Annotated in this window: 9 protein-coding genes; 3 read left to right on the top strand and 6 right to left on the bottom strand. The window is 68.2% G+C overall.

Annotated features, from left to right (window positions below; translation table 11 throughout):
• Positions 1 to 392 precede the first annotated feature (392 nt).
• The 5 genes from EV650_RS26270 to EV650_RS26250 are packed head-to-tail and all read right to left on the bottom strand — an operon-like array spanning position 393 to position 8,107.
• The gene (locus EV650_RS26270; protein WP_134121660.1) at positions 393 to 2,540 is read right to left on the bottom strand and encodes a glycosyltransferase family 2 protein; all 2,148 of its coding nucleotides are present in this window, start codon (positions 2,538 to 2,540) and stop codon (positions 393 to 395) included.
• Complete coding sequence (locus EV650_RS26265; RefSeq protein WP_134121659.1) at positions 2,537 to 4,201, bottom strand: hypothetical protein; 1,665 nt, start codon at positions 4,199 to 4,201, stop codon at positions 2,537 to 2,539. The genes EV650_RS26270 and EV650_RS26265 overlap by 4 nt, the downstream gene beginning before the upstream one ends.
• Positions 4,194 to 5,015 carry a DNA replication complex GINS family protein gene (locus EV650_RS26260; protein WP_134121658.1) on the bottom strand — a complete coding sequence of 274 codons (822 nt, stop codon included), beginning with the start codon at positions 5,013 to 5,015 and terminating at the stop codon, positions 4,194 to 4,196. The genes EV650_RS26265 and EV650_RS26260 overlap by 8 nt, the downstream gene beginning before the upstream one ends.
• Positions 5,015 to 7,297, bottom strand: coding sequence for a glycosyltransferase family 2 protein (locus EV650_RS26255; RefSeq protein ID WP_134121657.1), 2,283 nt, complete (start codon positions 7,295 to 7,297; stop codon positions 5,015 to 5,017). The genes EV650_RS26260 and EV650_RS26255 overlap by 1 nt, the downstream gene beginning before the upstream one ends.
• A 57-nt stretch (positions 7,298 to 7,354) precedes the next feature.
• Positions 7,355 to 8,107, bottom strand: a complete 753-nt coding sequence (locus EV650_RS26250; protein ID WP_134121656.1) for a GNAT family N-acetyltransferase — start codon at positions 8,105 to 8,107, stop codon at positions 7,355 to 7,357.
• Between the two features lie 131 nt (positions 8,108 to 8,238).
• Here EV650_RS26250 and EV650_RS26245 point away from each other — a divergent pair, with 131 nt between their 5' ends.
• Entirely contained in the window at positions 8,239 to 10,467 is a 2,229-nt protein-coding gene (locus tag EV650_RS26245; RefSeq protein ID WP_134121655.1) for a hypothetical protein, read from the top strand.
• On the opposite strand, the gene EV650_RS26240 is transcribed toward EV650_RS26245, so the two are convergent.
• Positions 10,460 to 11,482, bottom strand: a complete 1,023-nt coding sequence (locus EV650_RS26240) for a PseG/SpsG family protein (RefSeq protein ID WP_134121654.1) — start codon at positions 11,480 to 11,482, stop codon at positions 10,460 to 10,462. The two genes, EV650_RS26245 and EV650_RS26240, sit on opposite strands and share 8 nt — an antisense overlap.
• A gap of 134 nt (positions 11,483 to 11,616) precedes the next feature.
• Here EV650_RS26240 and pseB point away from each other — a divergent pair, with 134 nt between their 5' ends.
• The gene (pseB, locus tag EV650_RS26235) at positions 11,617 to 12,600 is read left to right on the top strand and encodes a UDP-N-acetylglucosamine 4,6-dehydratase (inverting) (RefSeq protein ID WP_134121653.1); all 984 of its coding nucleotides are present in this window, start codon (positions 11,617 to 11,619) and stop codon (positions 12,598 to 12,600) included.
• Between the two features lie 2 nt (positions 12,601 to 12,602).
• Entirely contained in the window at positions 12,603 to 13,727 is a 1,125-nt protein-coding gene (pseC, locus tag EV650_RS26230; protein WP_134121652.1) for a UDP-4-amino-4,6-dideoxy-N-acetyl-beta-L-altrosamine transaminase, read from the top strand.
• Positions 13,728 to 13,732 lie beyond the last annotated feature (5 nt).

Raw genomic sequence — 13,732 nt, 5'->3', positions numbered from 1 at the left:
GCGGCGCTGGGCTGCGCCGAGATGGACGGCGCGGGCGGCCGGATCGCCCCGTGGGCGGACCTGGGTCACTCATCAAGGTCCGCGTAGCCGTGGGGGTCGCGCTCGGGCGGGCTCGGTGGGGAGCTGAGGGCGGGGTTGGTGAGTGACGCAGGTTCGCATCCGGCCGCCACGATGGCCATCCACCTGGCTCCGTCCCGCCGGCGACTCCCCCGATCCCCGCCGTTCGTCTCGGGGGTCAACCCCCGAGTTGGACGGTTGGCCGCCCAGAATCTGGTTCCGCAACCGGCCGACTCAGGGGTTGACCCCTCAAACGTCCGAACCGAGCTGCGCCAGTACGCCGTCCGGCACGTCCTTCGGGGTCTGCGCGGAGGCGGCGGGGGCGACGGACTCGCCTAGGTGACTTCGAGGTGGAGGGTGCCGGCTCGGGGGCGGATGGCGAGGGTGTGGGGGTTGCGGGTGATTGTCAGGGGTAGGCGGGTGGAGAGGAAGGGCTCGCATTGGACGGCGTGGGTGGTGCCGTCGAGCGCGGTGGCAAAGAGGATCCAGTCGGCCGGCTCCAGTGCGGCCATCTCGACCACGGCTGCCCAGCCGTCGTCTGAGACGGTACGGCGGCATGGGACGTCGACGTGGTCGTCGGAGTCGGGCAGGTACCGCCGCCAACTGAAGGAGACGTCGCCCCAGTCCGGGCCGCGCACGACCAACATGTTGCCAGCGGCAACGGCTGCGGTCGCGGTCATCCGGATCGGGGACTCGTGCAGGTTGACGTAGCCGCCCGTCGACCGGGTCAGCATCACGACCCGACCGCCCTCGGCGTGTGAGACCAACCGCTCGCCCGCAGTCCACAGCAGCACCTGCTCCTGGCCTTCCGGCCCACGCATCCGAAAGGCGCGCGTCGTGCGCTGGCTGAACGGATCGTCCGGGTTGATCTCCTCGAGGATCGGCCGGATCGGCAGCCGCGCGGTGAAGTCTCGGCCGTGCACCTCGAGCGGCAACGCGACCTCACCACCGGACAACGGCCGGCTGACGAACAACGTCGGATCGTCAAACGACGACCGCCCGTGCAGCACCAACGCGTCCGGCGTCTGCTCGACCGAGGTCAACCGGCACGGATCGGACAACCGCCGTACGGCGAACGCCCCGTCCTTACCCGGACCAGGCTGAATCCAACTGGTCCCGTCGAGCCACCTCCCCGCAGGCCATCCCGGGCTTCCCGCCTTCTGTCCACGCAGCAGGTCCCGCCGCCGGATCCCCCCGACCCGCAGCCGTACGTCGAAGTGCGACGGACCAGCCGGACACTTAGCGAGCAGTTCCTTGCTGACGCGAGCCTCGAACCCGACCAAACTCTGCGAGCCGCGGAGATCCGTCGCCGGATACCGCCGTACCGGAAGGCTGTAATGCCGGCCCGCGATCACGAGACCGATCCGGAGACTCGACGGCTTCGATTGCAGATGCCGGATCTCGGCGGTACCCCGTACCGACAGCTCACCGTCGATCCAGGCAACCTCACGCACGCTGGTCGCCAGCGTGAGGTCAGTCTTTGCGATCGGCAACTGTTCCTCAACAGCAGCGGGATCGACGGCGATCATGCGCAACAGCTCAGCGTCGCCCGCTCGGACGGCGTCGAACTGCAACTGAGCGAGACGCGGCGAGGTAGCGAGTACGGCGTCATCCAGCCGGTCGAGCAGTTCGGTGCTGAGCTCGACCAGATGCTGCTCTTCTTCCGGCGGAACCGTGCCGAAGGCCGACAGGATCGCGTGCAGGTCGATCTGGCGGAAGTGCGCGTGGACCCGGTGCCGGATCTCCGGCATCGCGTCCTCGATCTCGTCGAGTACGAGGCCGGCCGAGACGACACGGTCGCGGATGTTCGCGAGCTGGAACTTCTGCTGAGTGATCGAGTCACCCGACTCGCGCTCGCGCCAGTAGTAGACCGGCGCAGCGATCGTGTCGACGGTGACCGCGTCGAGGTGCGCCTTGAGGGTGACCGGGTAGTCCTCGTACCGGATCGCCGGGAAGCGGTAGCCGTATTCGTCCCAGAACGAGCGCCGGTACACCTTGTTCCACACCATCCGGTCCAGCACCAGCTGCGGTGTCTCCGAGATGTGCGTCGCGAGCCGATCGACCGTGAACGTCTGCCCATGCAACCACGACGGCCGTACGCCGTAACTGTTGTTGAACCGCCGCGCGTTGCCGCCGGCGAAGTCCGAGCCGGTCTGGTCGAGCGCCTTGATCAGCAGCCCGAACCCGTGCCGGGTGACCAGGTCATCGCTGTCGACGAACGTGACGTACTCCCCCGACGCCTGTTCGAGACCAGTGTTGCGCGCCGGACCGAGCCCGGCGTTGTCCTGCTCGACGATCCGGAACCGTGGATCGCGCGCGCAGAACTCCTTCGCCACCACAGCACTGTCGTCCGGCGAACCGTCGTCGACCAGGATCGCTTCGAAATCGGTCCAGGTCTGCCGCCGGATCGAGTCGAGGCAGTCCCCGATGTATGCGCCGACGTTGTAGAACGGCACCACCACACTCAGGCGCGGCGGTTTCATCGCTTCCGGATCCGGCGGGCGACCTTACGGGCAACGGTCTTCGGCTTGCGGACCTGGGCCGCGTGGAAGATGACTCGCGAGACGGCGTACGTACGGGATCCGCGGATCCGCTCGTGCGCGGTGGTCAGCCGCTGCAGCTGGCCGCGCAGCTCGCGGATCCGGTTCTCGCGCGTCTTCATCGCCTTGTTGCGGAAGCCGAGCGTGCGCTCGAGGCCGTAGACGTGCCCCTTCAGCTCGAACAGCTCCTGCTTGGCCTCTTCCGCCTCCGCCAACGCCGTGCGTACGTCGACGGTGTCCGTGCGAGTCTCGAGCAGAACACCCAGCGCGGCGGCCAACTCCTTGCCGCGGGCAACCTGTACGGCGGCGGCCGGGGCGGTGTCGGGCGAGGTGGCCTGGAGCTGCTCGGGCGGCTCGATCCCGGACATGCCGAGCCACGCGGAGACGAGGTCGTCGCCGAGCATCCACGGCGGCCACGGGTGCCGCCGGTGCTGGCCGATCAGCCGGTCCTGGAATCGGGACCAAGCCGCTGCCAGGAGATCTTCCTTATCGACCGGCTCCTCGGTCACCCACGGCGAAACGCCGTACGCGAAGGATTCACCGTCGAAGATCACGTCGTCCCAACGAAGGATCACGCGCGACGTCGTCGCCCACTCGCCGAGGTCCGCGGCCAACTTGCGGAAGGCAGGCACATCCTCAGCAGCAGCGAGGCGGAAGAGCACGGTCTCAACCGAGACACCCGACGGGACCGTGGTGGGGACGACTGCGGGATCGAAAGCAGGTGTGGCATCGCCAGTGATCGTGACATCCCAGCCGGTCAAGTTCTGGTCCGCCGTGAGCACCGCCTCGCCGGTTTGGGTATAGACGTCGCGGGTCGCACCGGCGCCGGCAATCGCAACCCAGCCAGTGGGGATCGAGCCCAAAAGCCCAGCACGGCAAGCAGAATCCACGCCTTCAGCCGCAGGCGAGAGCAGCGGTACGTCGACACTCTCCAACGCAGCCGTGGCCAGGCGGGTCGGCAGTTCACCCGGCCGCGCCGCAGCGGCAACGTCGGCCCGGACGAAGGTGCGCGATCCAAAGTCGGCGTACACCTCGGCCCGCCAAGGCAACGCAGCCTTCAACTGGTCGACAGAGACCGGACGAGTCGGGTCATCGTGCAACGGACGCCACTCGTCATCCCCGTGGCGCTCGTCCGCAGGACGGCTGTCGAGGAGGTTCAGCAAGGAGAACTCGTTCTCCAGCGCGAGAACGACAACCGCATCCGGCGCGGCCAGTCCAGCCAGCGCGCCCAAACGCTCGGTCCAGGACAGATCCGAGCTGTCGTACCCGAGCACCCGGTCGAGCCCGTCCGTCGCGATGATCACGTCGTACGGCTCGCCCTGCAGACCGTCCAGCGCACCGGCGATCACCTGCAGACACGGACCGAAGTCCTCACCAAGCTGCTGTGCGTCCGCGACCGACCGAACCAGGATCGTCACGTCGGCGGAGTGCGCCAGTACCGACTCGATCTGCTGTGGCGCGTGCGGCCCGAGGATCAGCGTCCGCCGGTTGGCCGGGACGACGTCGGTCAGCAGTGCCGCCAGGGCAGGATGTGGCGTGGCCTGATCGGACCACGGCTGCATCTCGCCGCGGACCACCTGGACCCCAGAAGCCAACTCAGACACGCTCTCTCCAATCGAACAGGCTTCGCAGTTCCGCGGCCGGCATCATCCAGGGCTTCCCGAGCTCGAGGTCCGTGGTCGCTCGCGCGGCCTCCAGGTCGATCGACGGACCGAGCATCTCCGGCCACAGCCGCTCGATCCGGCTCTGACCGCCGAACAACGGGTTCTCGCCGTCCATCTCCATTGGGTCGCCGTACACCGCCGGTTCGCAGCCGGCCGCGATGCCGTAGAAGACCGCGGTCGACAGCCGGTTGGCCGCGACCCGCTTGTGCTTGCGCATCTCGGCGAGCTGCTTGAACAGGAAGCGCCGATCGGTCCCCTCGTAGGAGAAGCCGCGTCGTCCGAACGACACCACCCGGAAGCCGGCGTCCTCGTAGAACCCGCGCACCTCGGGACGGTCGTACTCCGTGTAGTACAGGCTGAACGTGACCGGACCGGGCTCGGTCTCGCGGATCTCGTCGACCAGCCGCTGGTGGTCGCCGTGGATCTTGCCGCCCTCCCACCCGTGGAACAGGAACCAGAGCGTGCCCTCGCGCTCGACCGGCTCCTTCTCCTCCTCCAGCTCCATCAGGTAGAGGAACGGCGCGCCGATGCTGTGGTAGTTCCGCCGGCCGAGCGCGTGCCCGCGACGCCGCGGCGCATCGCTCCAGGTGAACCGCCAGGCGCCGTCGTAGAACTCGTGCACCGGGTTCCAGCCGCAGCCGATGTTCCAGCCGTGCTGCAGGTATCCCCGCAGCCGCGGCGGGTGGTCGAAGTCGAACCCGGCGTACCGCGAGAGGATGTGGGTTTGACCGTAGTAATGGTTGTGATGATGCATCAGCGCACCTCCACGTGCAGAGTGCCGGCATGTGGTCGGACGGCGAGCGCATGCGCGCCCTGGGTGATTGCTAACGGCAACCGGCTGCAGAGGAACGGCTCGCACTGTACGGCGTGCGCGACGCCGTCGACCGAGGTCGCGAACAGGATCCAGTCGGCGAGCGCGGCCAGCGGATCGACCGAGATCTTCACCGCGGTCACCGGGATCAGCGAGTCCACCTCGACCACCGCCGACCACCCGTCGGCGGACAGGGTACGACGGCAGGCCACGTCGAGGTGGTCGTCGGAATCGGCCAGGTACCGCCGCCAACTGAAGCTGACGTCTTCGCCCTCCGAACCGCACACCACCAACAAGTTGCCATCAGCAACAGACCGGGTCGCGGTGGTCCGGATCGGCGACTCGTGCAGGTTCACGTACCCACCGGTCGATCGGGTCAGCGTGACAACCCGATCGTCAACGGCCCGGGATACGGCCGCATCGCCGGCCGTCCACAGCAGCACCCGCTGCTGCTGCTCGGGACCGCGGACCCGGAACACGCGCGTCGTCCGCTGGCCGAAGGGATCGTCGTGATTCGCCGCGGCGACGATGTCCCGGATCGGCAGGCGGGCGGTGAAGTCACGCCCGTCGACCTCCAGCGGCACCTCTTCCTCACCACCGACAACCGGCCGGCTGAGGAACAACTCCGGCTCGTCGAACGACGCCCGCCCGCGCAGCACCAGCTCGTCGTCGGTCTGCTCGACGGCGGTCAACCGGCACGGATCGGTCAGCAACCGCAACGAGAACCACCCGTACTTACCCGGCCCAGGCTGGATCCACCTGTCCTCGTCGATCCACGCACCAGGCGCCCAACCGGGACTCCCCGGCCCTTGACCACCGAGCATGCCCTTGCGATCCCGCCGCCCCGACCGCATCCGTACTTCGAAATGCGCAGGAGCGCCCGTGCATTGACTGAGTAGCTCCCGGTCCAGCAGTACTTCGAATCCGACCAGCGACTTGTCTCCGTGCAGGTCCAAAGCGTCGTACCGGCGTACCTCGAGGGGATGCGACGTGTCGTCGACGACCAGCGCGATCTGCAGACCCGACGCCCGCTCTGTCTCCAGATGGCGGATCTCCGCGGTGCCCTTGACCGACAGCTTGCCGTCGACCCAGACCACCCCGCGCACACTCGTCGCGAGCGTCAGGTCCTGGTCGCGGAGCCGGTACAGCGCCCGCGATACGATGCCCTCACCCTGACCGGGGTAGTTGTTGTCGAGCTGCCGCGACCGCTTGCCGCGCGGAACGGCCCGGGCGCCGCCGCGGAGTCCACCGGAGTTGCGGAAGTCCGCAAGCCGACGGAGCAGGTCGACATCACCCGCGCGGAGGGCAGCGTGCTGGATGCGGTCGTACCGGTGGGTGGCCGCCAGTACGTCGCCGTCGAGCCGATCGAGCAGCTCGCGGGACAGGTCGACCAAGTGCTGCTCTTCCTCGACCGGGACCGTGCCGAACGCGGACATCAGCGTGAGTACGTCGATCTGGGCCAGGTGTGCGTGGGTCCGCCGGCGAACGACCGGTACGGCGTCCTCGACCAGGTCGATCACCATCCCGGCCGAGGTGACCCGGTCGCGGATGTTGCCGAGCTGGAACTTCTGCTGGGTGATCGACTCGCCGGACTCGCGCTCGCGCCAGTAGTAGACGGCCTGCGTGATCGTGTCTACGGTCACCGCGTCCAGGTGCGCCTTGAGCGCGACCGGGTAGTCCTCGTACCGGATCGGCGGGAAGGTGTAGCCGTACTCGGTCCAGAACGACCGGCGGTACACCTTGTTCCAGAGCATCCGGTCCAGCACGAGATCGGGGAACTCCGTCACGTGCGTCGCGTGCCGGACCCGGGCGAACGGCTGCTTGTGCAGCCACGACGGCCGTACGCCGAAGCTGTTGTTGAACCGCCGTGCGTTGCCGCCGGCGAAGTCTGAACCGGTTCGGTCCAGGGTCCGGACCAGGGCCGCGAACCCGTACCGCGAGACCAGGTCGTCGCCGTCGACGAACGCCAGGTACTCACCCGTCGCCTCGCGGATGCCCGCGTCCCGAGCCGGACCAGGCCCGGCGTTGTCCTGCTGGATCAACCGGAACCGTTGGTCCCGGGCACAGAACTGCTTCGCGACGACAGCACTGTCGTCCGGGGAGCCGTCGTCGACCAGGATCGCCTCGAAATCGGTCCAGGCCTGTGCGGCGATCGATTCCAGGCAGTCTCCGAGATACTCGCCGACGCCGTAGAAGGGCACCACCACGCTCAACCGCGGCGTCACTACGGTGTTCCCTCCTCGCGGTCAGCTACTAGTGGGCCCCCAGCACACTCGTACGTCTTACGTAGCGGCAACGAGGTGGACCGTCAGGAGGTTATGCACGGGTTCGAACCCGTACCGCGCCCAGATCCGCTGAATTCCGGTCTGGTGGGCCTGCGTCGAGACGACCAGCCGCCGGCTCGTGCACGCGTCCTCGACCGCGGCCAGCAGGTGGCCGTACCGTCCACGCCCCTGCTCGGCCGGTACGACGCCGGCGAGCTGGATCTCGGTCCACGAGCGCTGCTGTTCGATCGCCGCCAGCGCGAGCACCCTCCGGTCCGGACCACGCAGTACGACGGCACCCGCCTCAGCGATCCGTCGTCGCGCCCACTCCTGCCGACCGGCCAGGGCGAGGGTCCGGTCGAAGATCGGGTTGGCGCAGTAGTGGTTGCCGGAGTCGCCGAAGACGTCCGCGACCAGGTCGTCCACGAGATCGTCGTCGACCTCCGGCTCGAGCTGGGTGCTGAATCCGGCCAGTGGCGCGGGACGACGACCCTTGCCGGTCGGCAGCGACCAGTACATGACGGTGTCCGCCAGTAGCGCCTGCCGCGGGCCGCTCGCCAGCGCGGCGAACCAGGTGGTCTCGCGGGCCGGGTAGCGCAGTACGACGACGTCGGCGGTCGATCTTTCGACCGCGGTCAGCACTTCGGCCAGCGGCGTACCGGCAGAGGCGGACACGGACATCCGGTCGATGGAAACTCCGAACCGCTTCGCCGCATCCACGGACGGGCGCACGGTGAGTTCACCGGCCTCGAGCGCGTCGTACCAACTCATAGGCCGACGAGCTTAAAGCATCACTGTGGCGACGGTGTTACCAGGCGTGCGGCCGGAGATACGCTCCGGGGTCTCACTGGTAGTGACATGTTGCATTCGTGGCGCGACGGATTTCACATTAGTGTTACGACATGCGCGCGAGAGCGAGGCGGCGGGGGCCGCGTACTGCGGGGCCCACTCTTTCCGGGTTGGTCGCCGGGCTCTCGGTCGTGCTGCTGGCGGTCGTCCTGCTCGCGTTGCATGCGACGCTCTTCGAGCTGGTCCGGTTCGTGCTGTTCACCGGGGTCGTGGTCGCGCTGCCCGGGTTCGCGCTGTGGCGGCTGATCGGCGGGTACGGGCGCAATCTGGTGGAGGACCTGTCCGCTGGGTTCGCAGTCGGGACGGCGGGGCAGGTTGTGGTCTACCTGGCCGCTGCGTCGATCGGTCTGCAGGCCTGGTCGTGGGTGTGGGCGCCGGTGGTGCTGGTGGTCGCGTTCGTGGACAGTGACGCCCGGGCGCGAGTCTGGCGGCGGGTCGAGCAGCCGTTGCGACCACTGCAGGCTTGGTTGCTCGCGGCCTCGACCGCGGTCGTGCTGCTGATCGTGTACCGGCGTGGCCCGGGGCAGTTCCTGCCGGCGTACACCGATCCGCTGCGGGCTTACCCGGACCTGGCGTTCCAGCAGGCGCTGGCCGCGAGTGCGAAGTACGACGTACCGATCTCGACGTTCTGGCTCGGTGGCGAGCCGATGAAGTACCACACGTTCTTCCACCAGGCGACGGCTGCGACGCAGTGGGGTACGCGGATCGATCTGACCGATCTGATCCACTCACTGAGCTGGCTGCCGCTGTTCCTCGCGGGGTGCGGACTGGTGTTCGCGCTGGCTACCAGATTGGCGCGGACGGCGGAGTCGGGTGCTACCTGGGCCGGGCCGCTCGCTGTGTTCATCGCTGGGCTCGGTGGGGCCGTCCAGCCGTTGGCCGGCGCCGGACTGGGCGGAGTGTCCACCGCGGTGGCGGCGTACCTGAGTCCGACGCAGAACCTCGGCGTACTGATCGCGCTGGCGCTCTGCGTGGTGGCGGTGGATCTGTTGCGATCTGATGGCAGACCACGTAGCCGGTGGGTGTTGCTGGTCCTGCTCGCGCTGGTCGCGGCTGGGTCGAAGTCGACGATCCTGCCGGTTGTGGGAGTCGGGTTCGCGTTCGCGTTTCTGCAGTTGGGCTTGGCACGGCGGAGTACGCGGCCTGCGTTCTACGGCGGGCTGTTGTCGCTGGCGGTGTTCGTGGCCGCGTTGATCACGATCTTCGGCGGCAGTACGTGGGGGACGGAGATCAAGCCGTTCGAGACGTTCGTCCAGTTGGCGCCGTACCCGATGCTGGTGTCGAATCCGCACGCACAGTTGTTGTCGGGGGCAACGACCTTGCTGAGTTGGACACTGGCCGCGTCCGGGCTGTTCTTCCTCGGCCGGAGGTGGCGCGACACCGGTGCGGTGTTCCTGGCCGGCGTCGCGGTCGCGGGATTGCTGGGCACGTTGCTGACGACGCAGTCTGGGGTCAGTCAGCTCTATTTCCTGCGTACGTCGTTCCCGGTCATCGCCGTACTCGCGGCGGTCGGACTGGCCAATCTGGTCGGGCGACTCGGCGATCGGCGAGCTGTCGTGCTGGTGGGATCGGCAGGGCTGCTCGGTCTGGTGGCGATGGCGATCGCTCGATGGCAGTCAGCCGACCTACGTGGCATCAAGGGTCCCTGGCTGTGGACGGTCGGTGCCGTGGTGGCGGTTGGGCTGCTGGTGGCCGTGGTCTGGAAGCTGGCGCGGCGACCGGGCAGCTTCTTCGTGGCGCTGCTCGGTGGAGCCGTGGCGGCGTGCATGATCGGCGCGACGCTGGTGCCCTTGCAGGCGTTCATCTCCGTCAAGGCGTCGAACCTGGTCTTCGCCCATCCGTTCCGCGGCGGCGCGACGGCAGCGGAGGCAGGCGCGGCACAGTGGCTCCGGCGAAACACCGCGCCCGGCGACCTGATCGCGACCAACGCACACTGCATCATCCAGAGCGCCGGCGTCTGCGACAGTCGGCACTTCTGGCTAGCCGCCCTGTCCGAGCGACCGGTCCTGATCGAGGGCTGGTCGTACTCCAACCAGGCCAACCGGATCGCCCTCACGAGTGGTGGCAACCCGAGCCTCATCCCGTACTGGGACAGCGCGAAGCTCGCCGCCAACGACACGGCCTTCAAGGCTCCATCCCTCGCGGCAATCGAGCGCCTCCGCAAGGCCGGAGTGCGCTGGCTGTACGCCGACAACCGCGCCGGCACCGTCTCACCGGCCCTCCGCAACTTCGTCCGCCTCCGCCACGCCACGATGGACGCGACGATCTACGAGATCAGATGAGCTGGAGGAGGGCGTCGGCGACTCGCTCGCGCCCCCTGCCGTCGACCAACTCCCAGCCGGCTCGCGCCAGCGAGACGCGCTCATCCGGATCGGTGAGCAGTCGCTTGAGGGTCGGGACCGCAGACGAGGGATCGACGGTCAGCTCGCTCAGCAAGCCGAGGCCGGCCGCGGCGCCGGTGCCGACGGCGCGCTCGTAGCCCATGACCTGGTTGTCGACCACACACACGAGCCCCGTCGTCGCGCCTAGGCAGAGCAGTTCCCACGTCGACGTTCCCGACGCACTGATGGTCAGGTCGGCAGCACGGACCTCGGCGGCGAGCTTGTCGGTCGGTCCGATGACCTGCAGCTGCTGATGCGGTTGCAGTTCGACTGCCGCGATCTGTGTGGCGAGGTCGGGTCCCGGCGCGACCACAGTGGCTTCGAATGGCAGCCCGGTCGCGGCCAGAGCACGCGCGACGTGCGGACCGGCACCGAAGGCGTCCGTACCGCCGAAGAACGCGAACACCTTGGGTACGGCGGTCTGCCACGCAGCAGGCGGCTCCGTCGGACGGTGATCGAGGATCTCGTCGCGAATCATCACGTACGGCAGACCCGCCAGGCGGACCGAGTCCGGCGGCAGCTCCGGCTCGTCGAGCTCGGCAGCGAGGTTCTGGTCGACCAGCACATCCGCCTCGGCACCCCGGAAGTCGCCGTCGACGATCGCGAGCGTCTGCAGACCGGCTGCCCGGACGGCCGAGTAGACCGCTGCATCCAGGTCGTAGGAGTCGAAGACGACCGCGTCGAGGTCGAGCCGCTCGAAGACCTCGACGTGTTCAGCAGGTGTCCAGACCGCGGGATGTACGGCGATGCCGCGAGCCGCGATCTGGCCGGCCGCCCACGGCACGGCGTGCGCGTCGCAGACGAAGACCAGCTCGACGTCGCGCCGCCGTACCTCCTCGGCCAGCGCCAGGCAGCGCATCACGTGCCCGATCCCCCGGGCCGGCCCCACGTCACATCGCACCCCAACACGCTTCACGCCCCAGAGCGTACGTTTGATCACGCCGCGTTGAGACAGTGGATTGAAGAGTCCGCTCACGGGGCAGCTATTGTTTCGAGGTCCGTACCGCGTGTGTGCAGTTCGGAACTGTCCGTCAGAAGGGTTCCGCTCGAGTGTCAATCCTCACCGGCTCCGACATCCTCGTCACCGGCGGCACCGGGTCGTTCGGGCGGACGTTCGTACGGCATGCGCTGGATCAGCTGAATCCGCGCCGGCTGATCGTCTTCAGCCGCGATGAGCTGAAGCAGTGGGAGGTCCGCCAGCTGTTCGGCGACGACCCGCGGCTGCGGTTCTTCCTCGGCGACGTCCGCGACCGCTCCCGGCTGCTGCGGGCCATGCACCGGGTCGACTACGTCGTCCACGCGGCCGCGCTGAAGCAGGTCGACAGCGGTGAGTACAACCCGTGGGAGTTCGTCCAGACCAACGTGATCGGCTCGCAGAACGTCATCGAGGCAGCCATCGACTGCGGTGTGAAGCGAGTCGTCGCGCTGTCCACCGACAAGGCGTCCAGCCCGATCAACCTGTACGGCGCGACCAAGCTGACCGCGGACAAGTTGTTCATCAACGGCAACCACTACGCGGCGGCGTACGACACCCGGTTCAGCGTCGTCCGGTACGGCAACGTGATGGGCAGCCGGGGCTCGATCATCCCGAAGTTCCGCGCGCTGCACGCGGCCGGCCAGTCGCTGCCGATCACCGACCTGCGCTGCACCCGGTTCCTGATCACGTTGCCGGAGGCGGTCGAGTTCGTGGTCGACTCGTTCGACCTGATGACCGGCGGCGAGCTGTACGTGCCGCGGATCGCGTCGATGAAGGTCACCGACCTGGCCGAGGCGATCGCACCCGGCGCGACCATGCACGACGTCGGCCTGCGCCCGGGCGAGAAGCTGCACGAGGAGATGATCAGCCCGGAGGAAGGCCGCCGCGCGCTGTCCCTCGGCAACCGGTTCGTCCTGCAGCCCGACCTGGCCTCCTGGGGCTACCAGCCGCCGGCCGGCGGTCAGCCGGTCGCGGAGAACTTCCACTACGCGTCCGACACCAACGACCAGTGGTACTCGATCGAGGAGATCCGCAAGATCCTCGAGAGCGACGTCTGACCGTGCTGCCGTACGGACGCCAATCCATCTCCGAGCAGGACATCGAGGCGGTCACCGCCGTACTGCGGGGTGACTGGCTGACCACCGGGCCTGCGGTCACCGCGTTCGAGAATGCGATCTCGGAGTTGGCGGGCGGGCACCGCGCGGTCAGTTGTACGTCGGGCACCGCCGCCTTGCACATCGCGTACGCCGCGCTCGGAGTCGGCCCCGGTGACGAGATCGTCACCACGCCGATGACCTTTGTCGCAACGGCTTCCTGCGCTGCGATCCTCGGGGCGACGGTCGTGTTCGCGGACGTTGACGAGGACACCGCGCTGATCGACCCGGCCGCGGTCGAGGCGGTGATGACCGAGCGGACGAAGGTGATCGCCGCCGTCGACTACGCCGGCCAGGCAGCGGAGTACGACGTACTGCAACCGCTCGCCGACCGGGTCGGCGCCCGGACGCTGGCCGACGCGGCCCACTCGGTCGGCGGTACGGCGGACGGACGGCCGGTCGGGGATCTCGCGGACGTGACCACGATGTCGTTCTTCCCGACCAAGAATCTGACCACCGGCGAGGGCGGCGCGGTCGTCTGCAAGGACCTTGCGATCGCACAGCGCGCGCACGAGTTTCACTTCATCGGGTTGGTCCGCGATCCTTCGAGGTTCGAGCTCGCCGACGAGGGACCGTGGCACCAAGAGGTGCACGAGTACGGCGTCAACTACCGGCTGACCGATCTCGGTGCGGCGCTCGGTCTGTCCCAGCTGACTCGGATGGCGGAGTTCAAACGACGCCGGGCCGAGATCACTGCGCGCTACAACGCGGCGTTCGCCGGGGTCGACGGCCTGCGTACGCCGGTGCAGCGAGACGGCGTCGATCCGATGTGGCACCTGTACCCGATCCGCATCCTCGGCGGCCGCCGGCGCGAGGTCTTCGAAGGCCTGCGAGCCGCCGGCATCGGGGTGCAGGTCAACTACATCCCCGTCTACTGGCATCCGGTCTTCGCACGCCAGGGCTACAAACGCGGCCTCTGCCCGAACGCCGAACAGTTCTACGCCGAAGAACTGTCCCTCCCGCTCTTCCCGGACCTCACCGACAGTGACGCCGACCGGGTGATCGAGACCCTACTGAGACTGGTTGGCTAACGTAA

Origin of the sequence: Kribbella kalugense (assembly GCF_004365875.1) — a bacterium.
Lineage (GTDB): Bacteria > Actinomycetota > Actinomycetes > Propionibacteriales > Kribbellaceae > Kribbella > Kribbella kalugense.
Note: the sequence above shows the minus strand (reverse complement) of the source record. Positions and strands in the feature narration are given on the sequence as shown.

Coding starts and splice junctions, on each gene's coding strand:
- EV650_RS26270 (WP_134121660.1), bottom strand. CDS start 2,540: ATGAAACCGCCGCGCCTGAGTGTGGTGGTGCCGTTCTACAACGTCGGC.
- EV650_RS26250 (WP_134121656.1), bottom strand. CDS start 8,107: ATGAGTTGGTACGACGCGCTCGAGGCCGGTGAACTCACCGTGCGCCCG.
- EV650_RS26260 (WP_134121658.1), bottom strand. CDS start 5,015: ATGCATCATCACAACCATTACTACGGTCAAACCCACATCCTCTCGCGG.
- EV650_RS26245 (WP_134121655.1), top strand. CDS start 8,239: ATGCGCGCGAGAGCGAGGCGGCGGGGGCCGCGTACTGCGGGGCCCACT.